Below are 26,983 nucleotides of genomic sequence, written 5' to 3' on the forward strand. Positions count from 1 at the left end.
GATTGCCTCCTTTTCCTTCCTAAAACTTTGTTTTACTTAATTTCACGATTGGGTAATTGCTTCGATTTCGAAGTTTGAGAATGAAAGATATCTGGCGGCAAGAATGCCGCCATTTGATATGATTAGATTAACACAAATATTTTCAGACTACAAGTCCATTTTTTTCTCCCACTCATGCAACCTTTTTGCTGCCTCCGGGTTCTGCTTTTCCAGACGGCGCTCCAGCCTGGCCCTGCTGGCCTTGAGTTTTTCGAGTACATCCGGATTCTCTCTTCTAAGCTGCTCCATAATCCGCCGTCTTCTCTTCTCGATCAATTCCAGCACCACCGTCCGGTTATCTTCTTCCGTCATATTATCCGGCAATTCATCCATATGAAGTTCCATACGCCTGAGGATTTCATCTTCATCTATGGCTCCCAGGCTATGCCAGGTCTCCAGGCGCTTCTCCAATCCTTCTTCCGCTAATTCTTCCAGATCCGGCAGCTGGTGGATGCCTTGCAGGACATGATGCACCCGCTTTTCAATCTGGGCCACCGTATCGTCTCCGAATGCCCAGGCGAATTCCTCCAACGTATTCTCAGCCTCCGCAGGAATGCTTAAAATGAGCCTTCGTTCCTTCTCATCAAGCCCTTCCAAGGGATAAGGCTCCACAATTCCCGCATCATGAAGAGCCGCCGTGATCGTCCTTCTCACCCGTCCTTCTTCAATCAGATGACCGATGCCAAGTCCCCGCATCTGGGCATTCACCGTATCCCTGTGCTCTGTCATATAGAAACGGATTTTCCGTTTTCTAAGGCTTTCCGCCAGCATTTCCAGACGGTCTGCCGCTGTAATGTCTATGTTGGTAACGCCACCGGCGTCCACGATTACTACTTTTGTATCCTCCCGGATACTGTTTTCAATATCTTCCTGGAACATCTTGATATTTGCAAAGAACAGGCTTTCGCTGAACTGATAGATTACTACATGTTCAATCTCATAGGCATACCGGTTCTTGCCCATATCATAGAATCCATCCCTCCCCGGAATCACCCCCAGAAAGGCTCTGGGAGGGTTGGTAGCTTTCAGGATCACGGCCACAAAGGAGAGCAGGATTCCGATAATGACGCCATAGATGGTTCCAAGCATCAGTACGCTTAAGAAGGCTGCAACGAAGATATAGAATTCATTCCGGCTTACCCTGTACAGTCGTTTGGCCAGATCAAATTCTACTACCTTCATCAGCGCTGATATCACAATCGCCGTCAATACAGGTACCGGAAGATAGCCGATAAACCCTGTGCCAAATAGAAGAAGCGCTGCCATGGATAATCCTGCGACGATTGACACGGCCTGGGTCCTGCCTCCATACTGATCATTCATGGAAGTCCTTGAGATGCTTCCGTTCACCGGACAGCAGCCGACCAGGGAAGCCGCGATATTTCCGGCGGCACAGGCCAAAATCTCCTGATTGTCATCAATCTTGTAGCCATTTCGAAAGGCAAAGTTATTCTCTGACAGCAGCGTTTCTGCCATCACCACCACTGCCACCATAAGGCCCCGTCCTGCCACCTGGCTTAAATCAACGTCTCCAAAAGCCGGAAGCACCAGTCCTGGCATGCCCGGCTCTACTTCGGACAGCAGCCTTACCCCGTGCTGATCCACATGTCCTACGCAGGTAAGCAGCACGCCTGCTGCCATAATGACCACCGCCATAGGAAACTTCGGCATGAATCTTCTGGCTGCCACGATGATCGTAAGCGATACGCCTCCAAGCGCAACGGACAGCAGATTCACATGTCTAAGCGCTTCCAGTATATCTTCAAGCAGTTCCAGAAGTTCTCCCGAGCCAGAGCCGCTTCCCAGAACCTTCGGAATCTGCATCAGGATGATGGTAACCGCGATTCCGCTGATAAATCCGCCCATAACCGGCGTAGAGATGAAGTCCACCATACGTCCTGCCCTCAGAAAATAGAACAAAAGCAGCCATAGTCCGGCAAAAAGAGCCATCATAGGCACGTATTGCATGGCTTCCTGCGATCCCGCCGGAATCCCGAGCGTAGCCATCGCAGCCCCCACGATAGCGGCAGGCGCGGCATCCACCCCAAAGATAAACTGGGGAGACGTAGAGAACAGGGCAAATAGAATAATCGGAAATACCGATCCATATAAGCCATAAATAGCCGGAATCCCTGATACTTCCGCATATCCCATGGAAATTGGGATCGAAACTGCTGCTATTATAATTCCTGTCAGGATATCCTTCGGAAGATCCTTAAGGTGATAGTTATGTAATGTATGGAATACTTTTACTTTCATATCGTCGTTCCTCCTGTACAGGCTATATTCTACCATATTTTTCAAAAAGATGGATAAGGAAACTGTATTCAGGAGGAAGACTTGACATCATGGCAGCGGCCTTCACTGCCAAAGCGGCCTTTCTCAGGCAAAAGGAATCAACCCACGTACCGCAGCGCGTCTATCGGCTTCTTCTTAGCCGCCTTGTTCGCCGGATAGATTCCAAAGATAACCCCTATCCCTATGGAAAATACAATGGCAATCCATACAACGCCTACAGATAAGGCATAATTGGCGTCCTCTCCGCCCACACCGGAGATGATCCGCAGCGTTCCCCAGGAAAAGAATATCCCTATGGCGCATCCAATCAGGCTGATTAGCAACGCCTCAATCAGGAACTGAAGCATGATTGTCCCTCTCCCTGCGCCAATTGCCTTACGGATCCCGATCTCCCGGGTACGCTCCGTCACGGATACCAGCATGATATTCATAATGCCGATTCCGCCCACCAGCAGAGAGATCGCTGCAATGCCCCCAAGAAGCAGGGCCAGCGTATTGGTAACGTTCTCCATCGCCTCCATAATGGTGGACTGGTTCCTGATTGTAAATGCATCCTCATCCTGTCCAAAACGCTCCAACATCATACGTTCAAGCACCGTCTGCGCATCCTCCAGAGAATCCTGGCTTGTGGCGGAGACGCAGAATGTAGACACCTCCGGGGAAACGCTGTCTGTAAGACGGATCAGCGACGTATAGGGAATATACGCCTCATAATTTTCCGTGGTAGATGAATCACTCTCATCTGCTGCCAGAACTCCGACGATCAAGTATTCCACTCCATCCAGTTTTATGCTTTCTCCTACCACATCCATTCTTCCCATCACTTCTTTGGCAAGTCCCGCATTTATGACCGCCACATTCGTATGGTTCTGTACATCCGTGCCTTTTAGGAAACGGCCCTGGGCCAGTTCCAGATTCTGTATATTTTGGTATGCTCCCGTGGTTCCGTATACTGTGGCGTCTTCCTCAGAATAGGTACTGGACGCGGTCGTGTTTGCCTGGGACACAGGAGCCGCTTCCTCTATCTCATCCTCCTCGGTAAGCGCGGATATGTCCGACAGTTTTAAAGGATTTCCCTTATCATCCTGTATGTTCACCGTCAAAAGATTGCTCCCCATGCTGGAAATCTGGTCTGTCACAGAATCCGTGGTGCCGCTTGCCAGAGATACCAGAACGACAAGCGACATTACGCCTATGATAATGCCCAGCATGGTCAGAAAAGAGCGCATTTTATTGGATGCGATTGACTTCCACGCCATCTTTACTGCCTGAAGAATCATAATTTCTCCTCCTTCACCTGTCCGTCCAGAATGTGGATGCTGCGGCTGGCCTGGCCTGCCACAGCCGAATCATGCGTAATCAGCACGATGGTGCTGCCTGCATCATGCAGTTCATGGAATAGTCCCATAATCTCCGCCCCTGTGCTGGAATCCAGATTGCCGGTGGGCTCATCCGCCAGAAATATAGATGGCCTGGCCGCGATTGCCCTGGCGATCGCCACTCTCTGCTGCTGCCCACCGGATAGCTGGTTGGGCTTATGAAACCCTCTCCCTTTAAGCCGAACTTTTTCCAGTGCCTCTTCTGCCCGTTCTTTCCTTACGCTTTTAGGCAGTTTCTGATAGATTAAAGGGAGTTCTATATTTTCCTGTGCCGTCATATTCCCAATCAGGTTAAAACTCTGGAAGATAAAGCCGATCTTATGATTCCGGATTCTCGCAAGTTCCGTCTCCGTATACTCTTCAATCGCCTGACCATCCAGCAGATACTGGCCTTCGTCCGCCATATCCAGGCAGCCGATAATGTTCATCATCGTAGACTTTCCGCTGCCTGACGGGCCTATAATGCTGATAAATTCCCCATCTTCGATCTGCATGCTGGCATGATAAAGCGCCTTTACTTCTACTCCCCCTACATGGTAAATCTTCGAAACATCATTGAATCTGATCATCCTCATGCCCTCCGCTACTGTGACTGTCTTCCCTGGCTTCCTTGTCCGCTGCCGCCTGGAGCGTTTCCATTCGGCATCTGCATGCCATCTGGCATCTCTCCTCCAAATCCTTCTCCATCTGGCATGGCCTTCTCCTGTCCTCCCGCCATGTCGAATCCTTCGCTGCTATCCGTGCTCTTCGCTTTCAGGTAATAGACGGTGTCTCCTTCCTCCAGACCGCTGATAATCTCTACCTGGCTTCCGTCCGATAATCCAGTCTCCACTTCCACCTTGTCGGTCAGATTTCCATCGGAATCCTGCCCAGTATATACGAAGGCGCTGTCGCCCTTTTCCTGGAGCGCATTGACAGGGATCAGCACAGCGTCTTCCGATTCATCAATATGAATGGTTGCAGATGCGCTCATACCCAGCTTCATATCTTCTGTCTTCTTAAGGGTAATCTTCACCGGATATTTTGCGCTGCTGCTGCCAGAAGATGCCGTTCCCGCCACATAGGTAATCGTCCCTTCAAACGTCTCCCCCTCAAGGGCGTCCAGAGTGACGGCAGCCGTCTGACCTTCAGCCACGGATAGAATATCCAGTTCATCTACATTGATGGAAACCGTCACCTCTTCATTGGAAGCAATGGTAAACGCAGCCGCTTCATAGACGCTGTACGAAATCTCAGATGAGGCGCTGCCGCCGTCGCCAGAGGATCCGCCAGATGAGGCGCTGCCGGTTCCGGATGCGGATGCTCCCGACGACCCGGATGCCAGATTCCCGCCGGAATCTCCTGATACGGATCCCTGGGCCGTATTTCCTGACTGTCCATTTGTCTGGCTGTTTCCGCTATCTACGCTTGCCCCTGTCTTTGCAAACTTCGCTTTCACCTGCAGGAAGCTCTCGCCCGCATCGCTTGTAATCACCTCGCTTGTAACATCCGCTCCCTTTACTTCTGGCAGAATGCTGGAGGAAAACGCATATCCTTCCTTGGCAGTCAGCTTGATGGTTGCCGTATATACCGTATTCTCCTGAAACGTGTCCGTCGTGCAGTTCCAGGAGATCGTCCCCTTATATCGGTCTGTATCTTCAATCTTTGTCTGCGGCTTGCTTCCTGCTTTTGGCGCTTCCACGTCAATACTGCACTCGGATATGGCAGCCCCGGATGCCGCCATCGCGCTTTCTTCTCCTACATCTGCAGACAGTAGGAGGATTCCTGTAGCGCTTTTTTTGCCGGACATCTGGCTTGCGCCGGAGGAATTGCCTGAGGTAGCGGCATCAGAGCCGGAAGAACCGCCGGTAGCGTTTCCAGAATCGCTGCTTCCGGATGAAGATGCGCTGCTCTGCGTAATCTCCGTGTCAGCTGATACGTTCACGCCGTCAACCGTACCGGCACAATCAGCCGTAATCGCCTGGGTCTCCAGCAATGTCTCCAGCGCGGCTTCTACCTCATTCAACTCTGTCCATTGGCCGTTTAGCACCTTTGCCTCCAGGTATTCCGTGGAATCAGGATCCTGCGCGTCATCCGACAGGCTCTCCATCTGCTCCTGTACCTCTTCCATGCTTTCTTTCACTTCCAGCAGCTGACTGGCAATAGACGCCTCATCCAGCGTGGCAAGAATCTGCCCTGCCTCTACCATGTCGCCGCTTTCCACCAGCACCTCCTTTACCTTGATTCCGGCAGGAACTACCACATCCGTGGAGGCCCCGCCTGCCAGCGTTCCTGTTCCTACCACCGTAGTGCTGATGCTCCCCTTCGCGGCCTCTGCCGACTGTACCGTTATCTCCGCCTCCTTTGCACTGCCTCCTCTTGCCCGCGCGATCAATCCCACGATCAACGCTGCCACCAGCACGGTGGCAATCACAACGGCAGCCCAGAATGATCTCTTTTTTCGTAGCAAACGAACCGTATTCTGGATGCCTCTTTTTGCTGATCCTTGATTTTCCATGATTTCCTCCTGTTTCCGCAATTTTCCTGTTACTGACTCCGTTTATTCTATAGGAAAATTAAGAGGATTCTGTGTGAGAACTGTGAAAGATATGTGAAAATAAAAGATGAGGAATAATCCGTTCTATTCCTCATCTTCCTGCCCCTGAATATTCTGATTAAGCAAGGCCACTATGTTATTCGTCGTTTCCAGGCAGTTCAGCGCCAAGTTATTAAAATACAGAGCATCATCCATGGATCCATAGGTCTTTTCTTCCATTCCCGTCATGATAGAACTGCTCAATTCCTTCTTCGTATAACTTTTCCGAATCTTCTTAAATGCCCGCTCAATGTTTCTTAAAATCTCATTCAGGATAATATTGCCCTCCAAAGGCGCCTTATTCTCCCGAATATATGAATCAATCTGCTCAATCTCCGTCACCAGGCGGCGGTTCAGAGGAAGGAACTGTTGGTAGAATTCCTGTTCCTCCTTATTCATATTCCGTTTTATATAGTTTTCTATATCCTCTGATGCCAGATTAAACTGCACCATCAGTTCCCGCAGCATATTCCGATCGCTCTGGCAGGCCATGCTTTTTCTTACTTCCCGCACCATTGCCTCATCGATATCCAGCAGCGCATTCACGCTTTTCAGGAATTCTTCCTTGGCCGTATTGGGCAGAATGAACCGGTTGGCCAGCAGTACGGTAGCCACGGCCGCAAGCACATATACCAGCCGAAGTTCGATGGCCTCCCCCTGCGGAAGGCTCAAAGTCGTAAGCGACAGCCCATAGCAGGTGCTGTACATGCTCATCGTCCATGACGTAGCCGGCGCCGCATACATCAGGCAGGTCATAATCAGCAGAATCACAATATGGGCATTCAGGGACTTGAATATCCCTGTCAGGAAAAACGTGACAAATAATCCCCCGACCGTTCCAATCACCCTGTTATTGATCTTCATGACGCTCTCTTCCGAATACGGCATCAGCATCAAAAACGCGCTCATTGGGTACCAATAGCTGTGTTCCAGATTGGTTGCCCTGCAGAAAGAAAAGGTAATGCATAGGACAATTGAAAGTCTTAGAGCAAAGCGGATATGAAACTGGCTCAGATGAAACTGGCCTTTAGCCCCTTTGATCTTATGGGTGATGTCTGGAATCTTCCACTCCTTTTCCGATCTGTTCTTGCTGACCTCGGTCATCTTCAAAAGGGCAAAAGACAGCAGTCTCAGGATCTTCATCATCCCTTCATTCACTCTTTCGCTGTCCAGGCTTTCTTCTGCCAGGATTTTCTGTACCTTGCGGGCCAAAGCGCTGTTATCAGACTGATTGATTTCCTTTTCTATCTCATAGAATACGCCGCTTAGTTTACGGAAATATGACTGATTTTGTTCGCTCCCAAGGCTGGCATCATCCAGGACATTTTCCACAAAATAACGGAAACGCTGGAAGACCAGCATAAAATAATAATTGATTCTTCCATATCCGGTAGCCAGATAATTATAATTCCTGCTGGAATATATCACCTGGTTCATGTGGTACATCATCTTGACGAGTTCGTAAGTATCTGCCGGATCTTTTTGGCCATCCGCCAGTTTTTCCAATTGTATTGCGAGATTATTGATTCCTTTTCTTACCGTCCCGTAATTCCTTCGTTTCTTGATCACCTTGGAATAAAAGAAAAGCGCCAGCGTTACAAAGGAATAGCCATACAGCAGTGCCAGAAGCCTGGCCGGAATCTGTCCCCTGGCAATGGGGACCATCTGCAGAAGCACAAACTCCATGCCATATACAAAGTAAGCCTTAGGGTTAAACTTATCTGTCAGCAGAAAGACCAGAAGAAATGGGACGACAAGATTCAAAATAATACAGAAAACCAGATTGAGCGTCGCAAGATATGCCACGATAAATAAGACAAGCTGAATTAGATAGCACCGGAGCAGTTCCCATATATCGAACCCCTTGCTGCTTCTGATCCGGAATAATAGCGTAAGGAATGATACCAGGATAATCTGGGTTATGCCAAATATCCGGTAGATTGTCAGGAATAAAAAGATGGATACGAAAATGGTCGGAAACGCATCCGCCCATTTTCTTCCCATCAGCAGCAGCTCTTTCTTTAACTTGCTCAACAGCCATCCCTCCAGTTCTTTCTATGTCGGCCGTTATAGAATTTTTACTACTCTACCGTAACCGACTTTGCCAGATTTCTCGGCTTATCTACATCACAGCCGCGTCCCACCGCAATATAATACGCAAAAAGCTGCAGCGGAATAATGGCCAGCGAGTTGGTAAAGTATTTGTTTGTCTCCGGAATGTAGATGACATAATCGGCGGCACGCTCCACCTCCGTATTGCCCTCCGTGGTCACCGCCATGACGAAGGCACCCCGGGTACGCACTTCTTCCATATTGCTGATCATCTTCTTATATAAATCCTTCTGGGTCAGCACGGATGCTACCAGCGTGCCGTCCTCCACCAGGGAGATGGTGCCATGCTTTAATTCTCCTGCCGCGTATGCCTCAGAATGGATATAGGATATCTCCTTTAACTTCAAAGATCCTTCCATAGAGATGGCATGGTCGATTCCACGTCCGATAAAGAACACATCCCTCGCTGCCAGATAACGGTTGGCAAACTTCTGGATATTCACCTTATTATTGAGCAGCATCTCCACCTGTGCAGGAATGGCCTTCAGATCTTCCAGCATTCCTGCAAGGCCTGCCTCGTCTAGCATCCCTTTAACATGGGCAAACTTCATTGCCAGAAGATAGAGCGCGATCAACTGCGCGGAGTATGCCTTGGTCGTGGCAACCGCAATCTCAGGTCCTGCCCAGGTATACATGACATTGTCTGCTTCCCTTGCAATGGAACTTCCAACCACATTTACGATCCCAAGGACCCTTGCGCCCTTTTCCTTAGACTCGCGCAAGGCTGCCAGCGTATCCGCAGTCTCCCCGGACTGGCTGATCACGATGACCAGCGTATGTTCATCCAGAATCGGATCCCGGTAGCGGAATTCAGAAGCAACATCTACTTCCACCGGAATCCGTGCCAGTCCTTCAAATATATATTTGCTGGTATATCCGGTATGGGAGGCAGAGCCACAGGCCACGATCTGGATCTTTTGGATCTTCAGAATCTCCTCATCCGTCATCCCCAGTTCCTCGATCACGATCTTCCCCTCCTTGATCCTCGGGGAAAATGTATCTGTGATGGCTTTTGGCTGCTCATACATCTCCTTCAGCATGAAGTGCTCATATCCGCCCTTTTCCGCTGCATTCACGTCCCACTCGATACGGGTAGCCTGCTTTTCTATAGGCTCTTCATCCACATTGAAAAACTCCATGGAATCTTCCGTCATGCGAACGATCTCTTCATTCTCAATAAAGAATACGTCTCTGGTATACTTAAGGACTGCCGGGACATCTGACGCCAAAATGCTTCCCCCGTCCGTATGTCCTACGATCAGCGGGCTATCCTTGCGGACGGCATATAATTCTCCCGGATGATCCTGGAAAATAATTCCCAAAGCATAGGACCCCTCCATCCGGTGCATGATTTTCGTCACTGCCTGCAGCGGATTACCATGATAATAATAGTCCAGAAGATGGGCGATCACCTCTGTGTCCGTCTCCGATACGAATTCATAACCATGACTTTCTAACTTTTTCTTTAACTTCAGGTAATTCTCAATAATTCCATTGTGCACTACCACAATGCTTTTATCCTTGTTAAAGTGTGGATGCGCATTGATATCAGACGGTGATCCGTGGGTCGCCCATCGCGTATGTCCGATTCCCAGAGTGCCTGGAAGGGTTGCCCCGTCATGGGTCAGCTCATTTAACACTTTCAGCCGGCCCTTGGACTTTACCATGTCAATCTCATTTCCATTATAGACAGCGATACCGGACGAATCATACCCTCTGTATTCCAGTTTGGATAAACCGTCCAAAAGAATCGGCGCTGCCTGCTGGTTGCCTATGTATCCTACTATTCCACACATGTTTTCTACTCCTTGCCTTGTATTTGCACAAATTACCACTTTTTTTGCATTTTCATCCTGTATTGTAGCAAACTATTAAGGATATGTAAATAAAAGCCTTGAAATAAATGAAAAGATAGGACGCGGTAAAGCGCCCTATCCCAAGCAAAGTAATTGATAAAATATGCAAAATATCTGGGGGACATATGCATATATCTAACCTATTCCCAACATATCGTGAATTGTACTGACAATAACCGTCCTGGGGTGTATCACCGGAATTCCCAGATTCCGGACAAAATAATCCCTGCATTCATAAGTATAGCTAATACAGTCTAAAACCAGCATATCTGCCCTTTGTTTTTTAAAGAAATCCAGGTACCTTCCCCTGTCCAGTTCTTTTGGAGCCATACATTCGTAAGTGACATCCACGCCATCTCTAATCCAGCTTTCTTTCATTTGCTCTGCGAACTGTCTAAATGGGAATAATGCGCCTACCCTGCAGTCTGACCTCACCGCTGCCGTCATCTTATGTAGAAGATCAAAAGGAACAATAATTGGCACGCGGCTATGCAGCCTGTCAGATACGTTGGTACACAATATTACAATCATTGCCACGCCTTCCTCTTCCTCTCTGCGGATTGCCTGAAGAAGCAGCGGCATGACTTTCTCTTTCGAAAAGTCCATCATCTCGCCATTTGACAGTCTTGATGTCATAACTGCTTCTTTGGGCACCGGCGTCAAATGATCTTTTACTTCCCTGATGCTTAGACTATCCAGCGCTCCTAACTGGCGTACTTCAATTTCCTCCGATAGATGGCTCTGTAATTCATCCATAATATCTTCTCTGGGCGAATGGCCAACCGTTACAAATGAAACTTTTTTCTTCATCTTATCCCTCTTCCTTTTTGATTACGCAGAATCTTTTAAGTCCAGTCTTATGAAACAGGCAGTATACTATAAAGCCGATTATGATCCAGGCGGTTCCGATCAGTATTGCCTTTCCATCCATTCTTGTCACCATAAAGATGCTGAGGATAATGGCAATTACCGGAGTCACCGGATAAAAAGGTACATGGAATGCCGGAACTACCTCCGGACGGTTTTTCCTCAAGGCAAAGATGCACAGGCAGGAGATCACCCAGGAAAATGCCGTAACAAACGCAACCATTTGTAATATTATGCTTACCAGTCCTGTCCAGGCTAGAAACAGCATTCCCAGCATCGTTACGCCTAAGGCAGTCACAGGCGTGCCGCTCCTTGGATTTACTTTTCCAAGCATCTTAGGCAGAGAACCTTCCTTTCCCATTGCATATATCATTCTGGAGCCACTCATCATTAAGCCATTCAAAGTTGAGACTGCAGCAAAAATCCCGCCCATCGCTATAATCAATGCGCCTTTGGAAGTAAATGTCGCAGCCGCAGCCGCAAGAGGCGCGCTTTCTTTGGCTAATTGCGCATAAGGCATCAGGCCATTCATAACCACCCCTATGATTCCAAAGGTTACCCCGCAAGTAACCAGGGATAGGATCATGCTCCTTGGCACATCCTTGGCAGGATTTCTGAATTCGCTGGACATATTGGGGATGGCAGACCAGCCCCCATAAGTTGCCCAACATAGGGTCGCAGCCGATAAGACCGAGCCAAATCCTTTTGGCATAAACGGAGTCAGCAGTTTTCTATCTACATTCGCCCCTCCCCATATGATGAAAATAAGCAAGGCTGCAATGACTGCAAAAGTAGATACCAGCTGGATCGCGTTGCCAAGTCGAGTATCTATCATATTTGCAATTCCAAATACCAGTATCGTCAGAATTGCAAATACATTTGTCCCAACCGGAAGTCCTACTCCAATCAGATTCAGCGTCCACTCTACATAAAAGGCACACGTCAGTGCCAATACTGCCGAGCCTAGTCCCTGCCCCCCGTAAAAGGCCCATCCCGTAAGAAAGGATACAGACTCCCCTGCCTTTCCCATCGTTTCCTTAGGATAGATATAGGCGCCTCCTGAACGGGGAAATGCCGAACTAATCTCGCAGTAGCAACTTGCAATAATCAGTGTGACTGCTGCCGCTATAACGAAAGATAAGGAAGATGCCGGACCGGCCACGCCTGCCATCAGCCCGCTTGCAACGAAAACGGTTGCCCCTATCATTGCTCCTGTTCCCATCGCCCATCCATCAAGAGTCGTTAATTTCTTTTGTTTTTCTTTTCCCAATCTGATTCCCTCGCTTCCTCTTACTGAAATACGCCCGGCAGCCATAAGGATATCTCGGGGATCAGTACAATAAAGGCAAGTCCAATCAGGAATGCGACAATAAATGGGATTGCCTCCCGGGCTATCTTATTGATCGACAGCCCGGAGATGCTGGAAGCCACAAACAGATTAATCGCCACAGGCGGCGTAACCATTCCAATTGCAAGGTTAATGGTCATAATGACGCCAAAATGAATCGGATCGATTCCCAGTGGCAGGATAACCTGGTATAGCACCGGTGCCAAAATAAGAATGGCCGCTCCTACATCCATACACATGCCTACAACCAGCAGGAACAGATTAATGATCAGCAGAATGACATACTTGTTTGTAGAGATCATCTGGATTCCAGTCGCTATCTGTGCCGGCACCTGCAGCATCGAAAATACGGTCCCCAGGGCTGTCGCTGTTGCAATGGTGATGGCAACAGCCCCAAATAATACGCCGTTTTTTATAAAAATCTTTGGCAGATCCTTAAACTTTAGTTCCTTGTAAACAAATTTCCCTACAAAAATGCCATAGACTACGGCCACAACAGCGGCTTCCGTAGGCGTAAATACGCCTCCGTATATGCCTCCGAGGATGATCACAGGCACCAGCAATGCCCATTTTGCATCCCAGATGGCTTTTAACAGATTCTTTAAGCTAAATGCCTTTCCATTTCCCTTATATCCACGTTTTCTACAGATTACGCTGGATACCAGGATCAGCAGCATGGCGATTAAAAATCCTGGTACAATGCCTGCCATGAACAAGGTCCCGATCGACTGATTTGTCGACAAGCCATAGAATACAAACGGAATACTGGGCGGTATAATGACTCCCAGGCCGCCGGACACTGCCGACAGTCCGGTAGAGTATTCCTTAGAATAATGCTTGTCCACCATAGCCGGGATCATAATTGTCCCGATCGCAGCCACCGTTGCAGGCGCAGAACCAGAAATCGCGCCGAAAAACAGACACGTCACAATTGTTACGATTGCCAGGCCGCCGGTAAAACGGCCAACTAGTTCTTCTCCCACCGCAATCAGACGCTTTGACAGTCCTCCTGTCTCCATGACCGATCCGGCAAGCATGAAGAATGGAACCGCAAGCAAAGGAAAACTAACCATGCTGGTAACCATCGTCTGCCCAACAAATGCTAATGAAGTAACCGGCGTAATAATTAAGGTAATAATTATTGACAGGCCGATTGACACTCCAATTGGCACGCTCAGGCACATAAATAGGACAAATAGCCCCATTAGCAAGCCAACTTCCATATGAGCCTCCTCTCTCTTCCCTTAGCCTCTTTAAAGGTTTATGCCTCTTCCTGGCCAAGTTCTTTCATTTCGCTAATTGTACGTACGAAATCCTGTATCATCCGTATCAGCATCAGAAGAAATGCCACCGGCACTCCTGCATAAGGAATCCACTTTGGAATCTCCAGCACTGCCGTAACCTGTCCCCTCTGTAAAATATCTGCTGTAAGGAGTGTCACATGATATAGCACAAATACAGCAAACGCAAAGAACAGTACAAGGGATATCAAGTCAAATACCTTTTTGGCCTTGGGCCTCAAAAAGTTTGTGATAATCTCCATCTTAAGATGCTCTCTTTTCTTAATTGCCAAACTGCACCCAAAATAGCACAGCCAGACCATGGAATAAAGGCTGATCTCCTCCACCCAGGCAAGAGGCAGATTCAGGACGAAACGGAACAGTACCTGAAGGAATAATAGGATCGTCATTATGGAAGTCAGGATAACTACCATATATTCTTCCAAATGCTCATCCAGCCACCTTACTGTTTTCATAAGCGCTCCTCTCCAGGCTAGCCTGGCCTGGAATTAATATTCCTGGCCAGCTGCCTTAACTACCTTTTTAAACAGGTCCTTGCCACACTTGTCAGCGATGGTATCCCAAACAGAAGATGTTTCTTTGCGCATCTCCGCCTTCTGGTCTGCCGACAATTCCGTAACTTCGACTCCTGCGTCTTTAATCGTCGCAAGCGCATCCTCATTCGCCTTATTGCAGATTTCGCGCTGCTGCTCGATTGCGATCTGCGCGCTTTCTTCTACCGCTTTTTTCTCTTCTTCATTTAATCCCTCATAAAAAGAATTGCCCATGTGCAGTCCCAGGAATCCATATACATGCTCCGTCAGCGTCAGGTATTTCTGTACTTCATAAAACTTCGCATCCACAATCGTACTGTTAGGATTCTCCTGACCATCTATGGTTCCTTGCTGAAGGCCGGTAAATACCTCTGCATAAGCCATCGTCGAGGGGTTTGCCCCAAGACATGTCAGCATATCCAGATACACGTTATTATTTAAGGTACGGATTTTAAGTCCCGAGAAATCCGCGGCGCCTTTGATTGGCTTCTTGCTGTTAGTCACGTTACGGAAGCCATAATCCCAATATCCAAGAAGTTTAATATCCGTGTCTTTCAGATATTGCTCCGCCATAGCCTTCCCGGCTTCTCCGTCCACGGTGGACAGCGCCGTATCCCTGTCCTCGAACAAGAATGGGGCATCCAATGGCAGAAAAGCCGATGTATATTCCGCCACATTTCCTACGGAAATGTCACTGAACTGGATAATCCCATTTTGCATTCCCCCGATACACTGGTCGGCGCTGGTTCCCAGCTGCCCATTAATGAACACCTGCACGTCCACATTATCCAGGCGCTTCTCAATCTCTTTTTCAAATATGTACCATCCTTGCGTAGTAGGATTCGTCTCACTTCCTATTGCAGAGACCTTCCATACGGCTGACCGGCCCGCATCCGCTTTCGCGTCTTTTCCTCCGCCACCTCCGGAAGCATCCTTATCTTTGTTTCCGTTACACCCAATCAACAGCGACATTACCATTACTACAATTATCGTTACGCTCATTAACTTTTTTTCATATGTTTTCCTCCATATTCATTGCGCTGCTGTTACTTGTACACCGTAATCGCTACATCTGGGCATACTATATAGCATAATCCACAGCCTATGCACTGTGTTCTCTCTTTAAACTCCACATAATCATAGCCGCTCGAGTTGCTAAGGCCGGACAGGCTCAGACAATTCTGCCTGCATACTTCCATGCATCTTTGGCATCCTTTGCAATAACTTGGGTCTACTTTTACATATGCCATTTTCTCCCTCCTTCCACTTATGCGATCTTATATCCCTCATTTAGCGCTTGCTGATTCATCTCCACGACTTTTGGCTTTGTATCAAATTTTCTCACTACGCTTAGTTTTAGCCGTTCTAAGTCAAGGGCGCTGCTGTGTTTCGCGTAGGCTCCCAGCATCACCATATTGGCGCATTTGACGGAACCCAGACGAATTGCAATGTCTGTGGCATCTACTTCTATGATCATTACATTCTTTAATATCGACTTCTGCTCTTCCGTCAAATGAACTAAAGAAGTATTTACGACTACCATTTTGGCACTCTTCAAATTATCCAGGAATTTATTCAAAGATGCCTGGTTCATAATGATCGCATTGGTCGGCTCTAGAAAGTACGGGCTTAGTATCTTCTCATTGGATGTCACCACCAGGCAGTTGCATGTTCCTCCTCTCATTTCAGGCCCGTAGGAAGGAAGCCAGGATGCCTCCAGATGATTCTCAACGCACGCATCTGCCAATATCTTTCCTATGGATAGAATTCCTTGTCCCCCGAATCCGGCGAACAATATTTTTTCCAACATTTTCACATTATCACCTCATTACTTTATGTATTGTTTTATCTGTTCCGTTCCTTCCAGCGCTCTTACCCCTCCCATGGCCAGCCCTTCCATTTCAAATTCTCCCGGGTACACATAGACGGGGGCAATGAATTCGATAGCGCGCTTCAAGCTGCTTGTAATATATTTGCTCTTGGCAATTGCCCCTGTGATTCCTATTGCATCCAGATTCCATTCGCATATGGTCGCATAAGCCGCCACTTCCTTTGCGACCATATAGCACATTCCATCCAATGCGTTCCTGGCTTCCTGATCTCCATTTCCCATCCGCTTTTCAATTTCCAGTACGTCATTCGTGCCAAGATATGAGACCAGCCCGCTTGCTTTTGTAAAAAACTTCTTTATATCCGTTTCTTTCCTCTGTTCCAGATACTTTAACAGTTCCAGTACCGGAAGTCTTCCGCATCTCTCCGGGGAGAAAGGGCCGTCGCCACCGGACCCAAACGTGTTATCCACACACCTTCCGTGTTTCTGCGCTGTTACAGAGATTCCGCTTCCCAGATGCACGGTAATGACATTAATATCCTTCAATTCTTTGCCCAGTTCACCGGCAATATAACGTGCGACTATCTTCTCATTTAATGCATGAAATGCACTTCTTCTCTTAATGTCTTTATATCCTGACAGACGGGCAACCTCATCAAATTCGTCGATCAAAGGAGGGTCCACCACATAGCATGGCACTTTGTATTCCTGCGCGAACCTTAATGCCAGCTGGCATCCCAGATTGGCCGGGTGTTCTGAATATTTCGCTGTCCTGCAGTCTTCCAGCATATCCGCATTAACCGAATATATCCCTCCTTCCATCGGCCGCAATGCTCCTCCTCTTCCGACGACCGCATCCAGTTCTTCTAAGTCTTCCTGCTTCTCTTTTAAAATATCGCAAATCATCTGATACCTATAATCCAGTTGTCCCTGTACGCTTCCGAATGATTCCAGCAGGTCGTTCGTATGGGTTATGCCAGATATAAATTCCATTTCCCGGCCATTAAAAATCGCGATCCTTGTGGAGGTAGAGCCTGGATTAATACATAAGATACGTTTCTTCATCAAGTACCTCCTTAATACTCATATAAAGGGCATGCATACGTCCCTAGCTGTTTTGCGGCCTCCTCCATCCATTCTTCTACTCTTAAATCTGGAGTCGTGAAAACCGGCGCAATTTTTTCCACCCTTTTTTCTATCAGTGCAGATATTCTTTCTGACTCCATTCCCCTGCCTGCAAGCAGGATGGCATCCACCTTTCCTTTTAATACCAGTGTAGAGCTTCCGATCCATTTTGCCACCTGATAGGCCAGTGATTCACATGCGACTTTAACCGCCTCATTTTTGCAGTATTCCTTATCCAGCATCCTTATATTGCTGATACCCGTATACTGTCTAAGGCCACTGGAGCAAAGGAGTAGGTCTTCTATCTTCTCATATGTGCTTCCCATACTTTGAAAATATTCTGCTGCCTTGGCCACCGGTATATCGCCGGAAGAGTTAAGCCCCATAGGGCCTTCCGCGCCAATACAGTCATTCACATCCAGGCAGATTCCTCTCTCATAGGCCCCGACGCTGGTAAGTTCATCAACATATGCAATAATACAGTTTCTATCGTCCATCCTGGCTTTTAGAATTTCCTCGAGTCTTCTTAGCCCTGCCTGATGTTCCAGGGCATGGTAACGGCTATATTTTTTTATGAATGCATTACTGGTAATCCTGTTAAGCGGAAGCAGTTCATCACAGGACATCGGGTACATCATAACTGCCGGAAGGCCACATGCCTTTCCGATCTTATATGCAAGAACCGTAAGCCAGTTATAGACATGTTTTCCATAGGAATTTCCCTCTGCTTCCATAGCTGCCTGATCATTGATGATATAGCATCCCTTTTTTAATGGTTTAAGAACTGCTCCGGGACATGCGATTATTTTTGTCATCTCCAGCAAATGGCTTCTCTTTAGCCACTTTATAATCTCTTCGGCAATTTTCTCCAGATCCCTTCGTACAAACTTCTCTTTCTTTTGATCTCCGGCTCTGACTGTAACGGCGTTCTCATGCCAATAGATCACTACTGCTGTTTTTACCATCCTTCGCCTCCTACACTTGAATGAACTGGCTGATCAGACTGGACAGGACGATCGAATAATACTTTGTATCATGATCATCTCCCCGCGATGTAAGAATCAGCGGAACCAATGCTCCCATCCCGACACCCGCGACTCTGATATCATTCGTCAGATACATAAGCCCTTTGATCAGGATATTTCCAGCCTCCAGATCCGGTACCAGCAAGATGTCTGCATCTCCTTTGATCTTTCCCTGAAATTTCTTGATCTTTGCCGCATGCGGACTGACTGCAATATCCATAGATATTGGCCCTTCTACGATTCCAGGCTTTCCATACTGGCCTCTTTCATTCATCTTGGACAGAAGCGCTGCCTGAATCGTAACTGGCATGTCCTTCTCTTTTACATGTTCATGTGCGCAAAGTACTGCTGCCTTTGGCCTGTCAATTCCCATTGCCTGGGCCACCTCCATGCAGTTTTCCAATATGCTTTTCTTAATATCCAGGTCTGGAGCAATATTCGTCCCTACATCCGCCAATACAAGCAGCCGGGATATGGCCTGGCTCTCTATAGCCACCACAGAGCACAGTCGCTTCTCACTCCTTATTCCCGTCTCTCTATTTAGTACGGCTTTTAGAAAATCTCCGGTTTCAAGCAGGCCCTTCATCAGCAGCTGGGCTCTTCCCTCCTTTACGGCTGCAACCGCCCGAATGGCCGCTGCCTGTGGCTCCTCCACTTCCTCTGTCTCATATTCTGATAATAGAATTCCGTTCCTTTGGCAGATTTCTTCTATTTTCTGACAATCTCCGATTAATAAGGCATCGACAATTCCTTTCTTTCTTGCGTACTCTACCGCAATTAAGACTTCTTCGCTCTGGGCTGCTGCCACAGCGATTTTCTGTTTTCCCTGCCTTAAAACCATTTCCTCCATCTCTTTAAAATTCTGCAGTTTCTCTCCCATGTGCACTCTCCTATTCCAGTTTCACCTTCTCTAACACGTCCGGATTGGCAATATCCTTCGGCCTTTTTCCACTCAGGACATCTACAATCGACCTTGCCACGCTTTGTCTTAGCCGAATCAACGCTTCCGTGGTAGCCGCGCCTATATGCCCCGTTGTGATCACATTGTCCAGCCTGAATATCTCATCTTCCGGATCCGGCGGTTCAAACTCCAGCACATCCAGCCCTGCAGCCGCAATCTCCCCCTCTTTGATCGCTTTAACCAGAGCCTTTTGATCGATTAGCGCCCCTCTTCCTGTATTCACCACTATAGTCGTATCTTTCATTCTGTGGAATTCATCCGCTCCAAGCATATGAACGGTCGATGGAAGCAGTGGCACATGCAATGATATATAATCGGCATTTTCAATCAATTCCTCAAAAGTGACTGACTCGACTCCAAGTTCCTTGCACAGTTCCAGATTCATATAAGGATCGTAAGCGACAATCTTCATGCCGAATGGCTTGATATAAGGCACCACTGATCTGGCAATTGCTCCAAAGCCTACAAGTCCAAATACCTTTCCCCTTGGGCTTCTAGCTCCCTCGATCACATTTACAGTATCGGCCCAATTCCCTGCTTTTACGGTTTTATCTGCAATCAGCAACTTCCTGTCGCATGCCAGTATCAGTGCAAGCGTGAGCATTGCCACCTCTTCCTGGCAGTAAACCGGAACATAGGTCACGACGATTCCTTTCGCTGTGGCCGCCGTCAGATCCACGTTATCAACGCCCACTCCATAGCGTCCGATCACCTTGCATTTTTCAAGCCCGTCAATCGTTTCTTTCGTAAATTTTCCTCCTACCGTCATAATAGCATCTGCGTCTTTTGCCACTTTAATAATTTCTTCTGGCGCGATGGCGTCGTACTGGCTTACTGTACAGCCAAATTCTTCTATAATTTCTTTTTCATACTCAGAAATTGGGAGAATCTTATCTACAAACACAATTTTATAATCTCTATTCATTTACAGCCTCCCTTTCATCCATGTCCTTAAACTTCTTTAGCCCGTAAAACGGCAGTATTTCCTTTGCGATTCGCTTGTAAGCATCATTTGGCGACAGGCCCCACTGAACCGGGCAAGGACTGATCACTTCAATAATCGAAAAGCCTTTCTTCTCAATCTGATACTGGATTCCCTTCTGAATGGCCTGCTTTGTTGCGCGTATATGGGCAGGGGTATCAATTGTAACCCGTTCTGCATAGCATACGCCATCCAACTGCGAAAGCATCTCTGACATTCGAATCGGCTTTCCGTGATATTCTCCATCCCGTCCATTTACGCAGGTAGTCGCCTTCTGTCCGATCAGTGTAGTAGGAGCCATCTGACCGCCCGTCATTCCATAGATTCCATTATTTACAAATATTACCGTTATTTTTTCCCCCCTGGCAGCCGCGTGTATAATCTCCGCCGTTCCAATTGCTGCCAGATCTCCGTCGCCTTGATACCCGATTACGATATTCTCCGGGCGTACCCGCTTAATGCCAGTAGCAACTGCAGGAGACCGTCCATGGAGGGGGAATGCAAAATCCACATTGAAAAAATCATAGATCATTCCTCCGCATCCTACGTAGCAGACGCCTATGGTCTGCTCTGCAATTTTCATTTCATCGATCACTTCCGCAAGGAGACGTTGAATCAGTCCATGTCCACAACCTGGGCAATATGTATTCACTTTGTCATTTAAACTAGAAGGCCTTCCATAAACCTTGTTTTCCATCCAATTCCCTCCAATCATTCTTTTCTTCCAAAAGCCCTATGATTTTTTCTTTCACCGTCAGCGAATTAATAATGCTTCCACCCATCCGACCATGGAAATACACCGGCTTCTTTTTTCCCAAATACATACGGATATCATTGCACATCATCCCTGCATTGCCTTCCAGCACTACCACTGACTTCGCATTCTTTGTCGCCTCCGCAAGTCCTTCTTCATCAAATGGCCATAAGGTGACAGGCCTGAATAATCCTACTTTCCGTCCTTCCTCTCTAAGCCGTGCCACCATCTCATGGGCAATCCGTGACACAAATCCAAAAGCCACAACTACGATCTGCGCATCTTCCGTCATAATGCTTTCCGAGCGTTTCTCCGTCCTAGCAGCCTGACTGTACTTCTCTTGCAAGACAATATTATGCTTTTCCAGATCTTCTGCAGAATTCTTAGGTTCCGCCTTTCTAGGTGCCCTATTCACACATCCTGTCAAAGCAAAATTCCGTTCTGGTATCTCATTTGGATTGATTGGTTCAGGAAATTCCACCAGTTCCACCATCTGTCCAATCGTACCGTCCGCAAGCACCATGGCCGGATTCCTATACTTATCAGATAACTCAAAGGCAAGCCTGGTAAGATCTGCCGCCTCCTGTACAGAATTGGGAGCCAGCGCGATAACATGATAATCACCAGTCCCGCCTCCTTTTGTAGCCTGATTATAATCCCCCTGAGTTGCCAGTATATTCCCCAGGCCAGGACCGCCACGCATCATATCAACAATGACCGCCGGTATCTCGAGATACGCCAGATGGGAGATTCCTTCCTGCTTCAGACTCATCGCCGTGCTGGCAGATGATGTCATAGCCCGGAATCCTGCTACGGAACTTCCAAATACCGCATTGATTGCTGTTATCTCGCTTTCAGTCTGAATAAACACGCGGCCTTTTTCCTGCATGTTCTTCCCCATATACTCAGTCAATTCATTCTGAGGCGTTATTGGGTATCCATAGTATGCCATACATCCGGAGCGAATCGCAGCCTCGCCAATCGCCTCATTTCCTTTCATAAAAACCTTTTCAGACAAATCTTCTCCTCCTTCCAGTATATCTAGTTATTTATGGCCGATCAGCATGCCCGGAACCGTTGCAGACATTGCCCTGATCTCCTCCTTGGATACGCCTTGTGCTAATAACGTCTTGATAAAACTCCGGACCCCCGGAATATATTCATGGCCGGGCTGTCCGCTGTCCGAGGCAAGCACCAGGTGATCCGTACCCTTCTTCTTAATCAGCGATTTAATCAGGCGGAACGAATAATCAAAGTTGATGATCCAGTTTTGCATGCCAGTCCATGGTACGCAACTGGTTTCGCAAAACTGCAGATAGGCGCCCAGCTCTATCATCTCCAGACATTCCTCTTCCGTTGCGATCGTCAGTTCCTGCGTAATATGGTCTATCACTACATCGATGTCCATCTCATTCTTTTTGATATAGCGCAGAAGATCAAACTTTTCTCTATTGGATACATGGCACGCAGCTAATACGCATCTGGCACCTTCCGTATTGTCGTTATATTCGGCAATGACATCCAATACTGCTTTCATATCGCCACTTAGTTCTCCGTTCTCGGAAATGTAGATTCCTCCATCCGTTCCCATTAACTTTCTCTGATATCCGGAATCCAAAGAAGGAAGCCATACGGAGACGCAGTCTCCATAGCCAAGAGCCGTGCGTACCGTCTTCACATTTATTCCACCCACTGGCTCATTTAATGTTACCCCGCCGTATATCCTGGTTGGAGTAAATTCAAGCCCCCGGGCTTCTTTTTCTTCCTTCAGCCTCTGCATTAACTCATTTACAATAATGGCACAGTTATTATTCATACAGTTATGATCCTTAAATACTAATGCTGCCATATGACTATTGGATGCATCAATACTGTTCTGTACCATAGTCGGCCTGCCCTTCAGCCACGCCCCGGCAGGAGCGCCATGAACATGGATATCAATAAATCCTTTCAGCAATTCATCGACTTCTTCCGTATCAACAGGCTTTCCTGGATCAAATATTTTATATGGCCATACAATACTTGACCGGTCCTTCAGTTCCTGTTCCGTTAGCACAGTTCCAAATTCTTCACTCATTTTCATACCTCCTCTGTTTTCGTATACTATTTATCTTCATTATTGCTTAATTAAAGCAAAAATGGTATTTTTAGAATACTGTATACCGTTTTTTATTAAAAAAAACATATACTATACGTATTTAAAGATTTCTCTTCGTTCCAAACCAGTATACAGTATACCGTATTATCAAAAAATAATATCTCTTTTTAAAACTAAAAAGAGGATATCATTTTTTTTATATAACTAATATGTTCTTTCGCATACTTTTCAGCGCCAATCTCATCTCCAATTACTATGGCATCCATAATATGTCGATGTTGCCTGGAGCAGACATCCATTAATTCTGTATTCGCCGAGTGGGTAGATATATAAAGCCTTATCTGACGGTCATGCAGGGAGTCGCTGACCATCAACATCTTGGAATTTCCTGCGATTTCAAAAATAACCTTATGGAATTCAATATCGGCATTGCTAAATTCAGCTGCCTTCTCTTCTCCTTCCAGTTCATATACCTTATCCATCAGACTAATGGCCTTCTTTAACTTTCGTTTGCCTTCTTCGTCAATATTCATCGCCGCCATCCTGGAAGCCTCGCTCTCCAGAATACTGCGCACATGAAGAATTTCTATGGCATCTTTCTGGGTAAACATACTTACTACAAAACTTGAATTAGGCGTTAGTTTTACAAAACCTTCCGTGTAGAGAATTCTAAGCGCCTCTCTTACCGGCGTTCTGCTGACCCCCAGTTCCTTCGCCAGTCCAGTCTCCGATACCTTTTTCCCTGGCTCCAACTTTTCTGCAATAATTGCATCCTTAATCGTATTATAGACGCAAGTACTCAGTAATGAATAATTTCCTTCCAGTTTCAATTCCATGCATATCCCTCGCTTTTGCAGATAGTATACCATTTTATGTAAAACTTGTCAATATATAGGATATTTTAACTAAAAACCGCCAAAATGGTATACCATTTTGGCGGTTTTAACATTTCTCTTAATCCAAATCAATAAAATCGACTTTAAATGTATCGTCTTCTTCCATATGACCCCGCTTCTTACTTGGCTGGCTGCTCAGCAATTCATCCAGGTCATCAATCAGTTCCTCAGATTCATCGCTGTCATTATCAAATCCATAGTCTTCCTCATAATCCACTTCGTCATACTCTTCTTCGAGATCTGCTTCTTCTCCAAAATCGTCAAAGTCGTCATCCTCAAACTCCTCGAAATCGTCAAAGTCATCCTCGTCTTGAACCTTGGCCTTCTGAACAGGCTTTCTTACAGCAGGCTCGCCCTTTGCTGCAACCGCCTTTGCTTTCTTGCCTTTGCCCTTTGCAGGAACCGCTTCTTCCTCGTCCAGATCGATTCCATATTCATCATACAGGTCATCCAGTTCCAGATTGCGGTGGTGTAGTTTCACGCCGATTACAATCAATACCACAACCAATACAAGGAAGGCCGCGATCGCCACGATAACCAGAATGTCCAGAAAATCTTCAATAAACTGAAGGATCTTCCCCCAGAGTCCCTTTGCCGATGCCTTATCGGCTGTATCATCGGTACCGGAATGCTTCAGGTATCTCTGATAAGTCTTATCTACCGTATCATACTGGTACAAGCCCTTCTGTCCATCTTTATTCAGGGCGTACATCACATAATACTCTGCATTATCCGTATCCTGCCATGCTGTAAAGTCCTTGCCATTCAAGGTAAATGTAGTCTTCTGATACTGCTTTGGAAGTTTGACGCTTCCATCGTCTCTCAATAAGACGATATAACTCTCCTGAGATATCTCAATTTCTTCAAAAGGAGAGAAGGAGCCGTCATTGCTGTTATAGAGGAAAAAGTCGCCGTCTCCGCCATCTACCGGTACCAGATACATGGCCGACTCGCCGCTGGCTTCCTGGGTAACTACCTGGCAAGTTGCGCCTTCGAATGTCGTCTCGCCTCTGACAAATCCTTCCGGGATCAATGCATCCGTAAAATCATTGCTGATCTTGTACTGTACGCCGTCAACCTCAACCTGTGATCCATCGCCGGTCGGAGCCGCAGTTCCTTCATCCTCGTTCTGAATCAGGGATGGATCTCCAGGGCCAATGGTTACTGAAGAACTTCCCTTTGTAATCTGAAGCGCTCCGCCGGATGCATCCGTTCCGGAGGCATCTGATACCTCCACCTTCGCGGTTCCCTCTGCCAGCGCCTGGAAGGTTATCTTATATTCCAGCGTGGTTCCGGAGCCGCTGCCCGAGATATTCAGGGTCCCATCGCCGCCGGATACGCTGTCTCCGCTGATGAATTTCAGCATGCTGGAGTCATAAGTCAGTGTCGCATCCAGAGACTGAAGATTGGAAGATGATGTTAACTTTGCTGTTACTTCTACCTCTGCCCCTACCGTTGTAGAAGGGTCTGTAAATCGTAATTCCGCAGATGCCGCATGGACAATCATGGAAATGCACGGACTTAGCATGCACACCACAGCGAATGCCGCAAGTGCTTTCTTAATTCTCCTCATGTATTCTACCTCGTTTTCTCTATACTCCATTTTATGATCAGCTATTGGGTGCCTGCATCCGGGGTGCCTTCCGACCCGCCGCCGGATGTCTCGCCTCCACTTCCGCCTCCGCCGCCATCATCTGGACCAGGCTGCGGCTGCGGGTCTGGCTCCGGCGTAGGGGTTGGCGTGGGCGTAGGAGTCGGCTGGCTGCTTCCGCCGCCACTGGTGCCGCCACTCGTGCCGCCGGAAGATGGCGTCTTCGTTCCGCCACTGGTGCCGCCACCTGTATAACTTTCATCCGGCTGCTGCATGACTCCCTGGCTTGCTTCGTCCGTATCCGCCTGCCGGTCTCCGGCCTTAGCCACAATCTTTCCACTGATCGTATTCACCGTGGAGGACGGCGAATATGTATCGCCTTCTCCATAGAAGAATTTATGAAGCTGCTCCACATTCTTATCCAGCGTGACAGGAATGACGACGCTTCCAATGTTGGCCAGTGTATCCGTAGTCTTATCAAATGGAAAGCCGATGGTCTCTCCTAACTTATAATCAAATGCATCCTTTGCGTATTCCAATATCTCCGCTAATGTGAAATTCGTGGATACCTCAGGAAATACCTTGTCAATAATCTTATTAATCTGCGCAAGGCTGGCGCCCTGTAATTTTCCTACAATCTTCGTCAGCACATCCCTCTGACGTTCTGCCCGCTTGAAATCGTCGCCCGCGGTATAGCGGATCCTGGCATAGGCTGTCGCCTGGATGCCATTTAATGTCTGCAGTCCCGGCTCTGTAACCCCGGCCGATTCTTTGCCCGTCACACGCATGATTTCCATCGCATAGCCGCAGATATAAGGAATCTCTTCTTCCTGTACGTCAATCTCCACGCCTCCGACAGCGTCTATGACATCAATCAGGGAGTTAAAATTCACCGTAACATAATGCTCGATATCCATATCAAGATTCTTATTCAGCATAGCAATTGCCGCTTCCGGCCCGCCAAAAGAATAGGCTGCGTTCGCCTTGTTAAGCGTCCCGTCGCTTTGTTCTAAAAGCGTATCACGGTATACGGAAGAAATCTTCACTTCCATGGTCTCCCGGTTAAGGCTTGCGATCATGATCGTGTCGCTCCTTGTATCCTTCTCCAGTTCATTATCCCGTGAATCAACGCCGAACAACGCTACATTCAGATATCCGGTTCCCCTTTGCCTGGCTTCCTCGGATACATTAAGCGCCTCCGGATCCAGTTTCGTCGTCTCTATCTTGGAGAGTTTGCTGGCCAGAATCACCGCTCCGGCTGTGGCAACCAATGCTACCGTTCCACCAAGAATGGCTCCAATCTTCTTACCCAACGACCAGGAAGCAAATCCACGCCTCTTGGATCTGCGCCCGCGTCTGTAATGTTTTCTCGTCTTTGCCATTATCCAATATCCTTTCTTCTCACCTTGCTT

23 protein-coding genes are annotated in these 26,983 nt (G+C 47.5%); all 23 read right to left on the reverse strand.

Going from position 1 to position 26,983, the window contains the following annotated elements; genetic code table 11:
• Positions 1–147 precede the first annotated feature (147 nt).
• Complete coding sequence (locus K0036_RS12385; protein ID WP_173694634.1) at positions 148–2,298, reverse strand: SulP family inorganic anion transporter; 2,151 nt, start codon at positions 2,296–2,298, stop codon at positions 148–150.
• A gap of 137 nt (positions 2,299–2,435) precedes the next feature.
• Entirely contained in the window at positions 2,436–3,617 is a 1,182-nt protein-coding gene (locus tag K0036_RS12390) for an ABC transporter permease (RefSeq protein WP_220429847.1), read from the reverse strand.
• On the reverse strand, positions 3,614–4,285 hold the full coding sequence (locus K0036_RS12395) for an ABC transporter ATP-binding protein (protein WP_220429848.1): 672 nt from the start codon (positions 4,283–4,285) through the stop codon (positions 3,614–3,616). Before K0036_RS12395 ends, K0036_RS12390 begins: the two co-directional genes overlap by 4 nt.
• Positions 4,286–4,299: 14 nt before the next feature.
• Complete coding sequence (locus K0036_RS12400; protein ID WP_220429849.1) at positions 4,300–6,213, reverse strand: efflux RND transporter periplasmic adaptor subunit; 1,914 nt, start codon at positions 6,211–6,213, stop codon at positions 4,300–4,302.
• Positions 6,214–6,336: 123 nt separating this feature from the next.
• Entirely contained in the window at positions 6,337–8,325 is a 1,989-nt protein-coding gene (locus K0036_RS12405; RefSeq protein WP_227066258.1) for an FUSC family protein, read from the reverse strand.
• A gap of 47 nt (positions 8,326–8,372) precedes the next feature.
• Entirely contained in the window at positions 8,373–10,199 is a 1,827-nt protein-coding gene (gene glmS, locus K0036_RS12410) for a glutamine--fructose-6-phosphate transaminase (isomerizing) (RefSeq protein ID WP_025643025.1), read from the reverse strand.
• A 195-nt stretch (positions 10,200–10,394) separates the two neighbouring features.
• Positions 10,395–11,069, reverse strand: a complete 675-nt coding sequence (locus K0036_RS12415; RefSeq protein WP_220429850.1) for an AroM family protein — start codon at positions 11,067–11,069, stop codon at positions 10,395–10,397.
• A 1-nt stretch (position 11,070) separates the two neighbouring features.
• Positions 11,071–12,396 (reverse strand): APC family permease, encoded by a 1,326-nt coding sequence (locus K0036_RS12420; RefSeq protein ID WP_220429851.1) that lies wholly within the window; start codon positions 12,394–12,396, stop codon positions 11,071–11,073.
• A gap of 20 nt (positions 12,397–12,416) precedes the next feature.
• The gene (locus K0036_RS12425) at positions 12,417–13,697 is read right to left on the reverse strand and encodes a TRAP transporter large permease (RefSeq protein ID WP_025643021.1); all 1,281 of its coding nucleotides are present in this window, start codon (positions 13,695–13,697) and stop codon (positions 12,417–12,419) included.
• 38 nt (positions 13,698–13,735) lie between these two features.
• Positions 13,736–14,230 carry a TRAP transporter small permease gene (locus tag K0036_RS12430; protein WP_025643020.1) on the reverse strand — a complete coding sequence of 165 codons (495 nt, stop codon included), beginning with the start codon at positions 14,228–14,230 and terminating at the stop codon, positions 13,736–13,738.
• A gap of 33 nt (positions 14,231–14,263) precedes the next feature.
• Entirely contained in the window at positions 14,264–15,310 is a 1,047-nt protein-coding gene (locus tag K0036_RS12435) for a TRAP transporter substrate-binding protein (protein ID WP_220429852.1), read from the reverse strand.
• A gap of 44 nt (positions 15,311–15,354) precedes the next feature.
• Positions 15,355–15,558: a 4Fe-4S dicluster domain-containing protein gene (locus K0036_RS12440; protein WP_220429853.1), complete on the reverse strand. Its 204-nt coding sequence runs from the start codon at positions 15,556–15,558 to the stop codon at positions 15,355–15,357.
• Between the two features lie 17 nt (positions 15,559–15,575).
• Complete coding sequence (locus K0036_RS12445) at positions 15,576–16,118, reverse strand: 2-oxoacid:acceptor oxidoreductase family protein (protein ID WP_227066329.1); 543 nt, start codon at positions 16,116–16,118, stop codon at positions 15,576–15,578.
• 18 nt (positions 16,119–16,136) lie between these two features.
• Positions 16,137–17,204: a butyrate kinase gene (buk, locus tag K0036_RS12450; protein ID WP_220429855.1), complete on the reverse strand. Its 1,068-nt coding sequence runs from the start codon at positions 17,202–17,204 to the stop codon at positions 16,137–16,139.
• Between the two features lie 11 nt (positions 17,205–17,215).
• Positions 17,216–18,229, reverse strand: coding sequence for a hypothetical protein (locus K0036_RS12455; protein WP_220429856.1), 1,014 nt, complete (start codon positions 18,227–18,229; stop codon positions 17,216–17,218).
• 10 nt (positions 18,230–18,239) lie between these two features.
• Positions 18,240–19,169 carry a phosphate acyltransferase gene (locus tag K0036_RS12460; RefSeq protein ID WP_220429857.1) on the reverse strand — a complete coding sequence of 310 codons (930 nt, stop codon included), beginning with the start codon at positions 19,167–19,169 and terminating at the stop codon, positions 18,240–18,242.
• Between the two features lie 10 nt (positions 19,170–19,179).
• Positions 19,180–20,175: a C-terminal binding protein gene (locus K0036_RS12465; protein ID WP_025643013.1), complete on the reverse strand. Its 996-nt coding sequence runs from the start codon at positions 20,173–20,175 to the stop codon at positions 19,180–19,182.
• Positions 20,168–20,929: a thiamine pyrophosphate-dependent enzyme gene (locus tag K0036_RS12470; RefSeq protein ID WP_220429858.1), complete on the reverse strand. Its 762-nt coding sequence runs from the start codon at positions 20,927–20,929 to the stop codon at positions 20,168–20,170. The genes K0036_RS12465 and K0036_RS12470 overlap by 8 nt, the downstream gene beginning before the upstream one ends.
• Complete coding sequence (vorB, locus tag K0036_RS12475) at positions 20,898–22,004, reverse strand: 3-methyl-2-oxobutanoate dehydrogenase subunit VorB (protein ID WP_259283294.1); 1,107 nt, start codon at positions 22,002–22,004, stop codon at positions 20,898–20,900. The genes K0036_RS12470 and vorB overlap by 32 nt, the downstream gene beginning before the upstream one ends.
• A 27-nt stretch (positions 22,005–22,031) precedes the next feature.
• On the reverse strand, positions 22,032–23,063 hold the full coding sequence (locus K0036_RS12480) for a DUF6282 family protein (RefSeq protein ID WP_220429859.1): 1,032 nt from the start codon (positions 23,061–23,063) through the stop codon (positions 22,032–22,034).
• Between the two features lie 194 nt (positions 23,064–23,257).
• Positions 23,258–23,920 (reverse strand): GntR family transcriptional regulator, encoded by a 663-nt coding sequence (locus K0036_RS12485; protein ID WP_025643009.1) that lies wholly within the window; start codon positions 23,918–23,920, stop codon positions 23,258–23,260.
• Positions 23,921–24,038: 118 nt separating this feature from the next.
• Positions 24,039–25,553 carry a cohesin domain-containing protein gene (locus K0036_RS12490; protein ID WP_220429860.1) on the reverse strand — a complete coding sequence of 505 codons (1,515 nt, stop codon included), beginning with the start codon at positions 25,551–25,553 and terminating at the stop codon, positions 24,039–24,041.
• 41 nt (positions 25,554–25,594) lie between these two features.
• Complete coding sequence (locus K0036_RS12495; protein ID WP_220429861.1) at positions 25,595–26,953, reverse strand: LCP family protein; 1,359 nt, start codon at positions 26,951–26,953, stop codon at positions 25,595–25,597.
• Between the last annotated feature and the right edge of the window lie 30 nt (positions 26,954–26,983).

This window comes from [Clostridium] scindens (assembly GCF_019597925.1).
GTDB lineage: Bacteria > Bacillota > Clostridia > Lachnospirales > Lachnospiraceae > Clostridium_AP.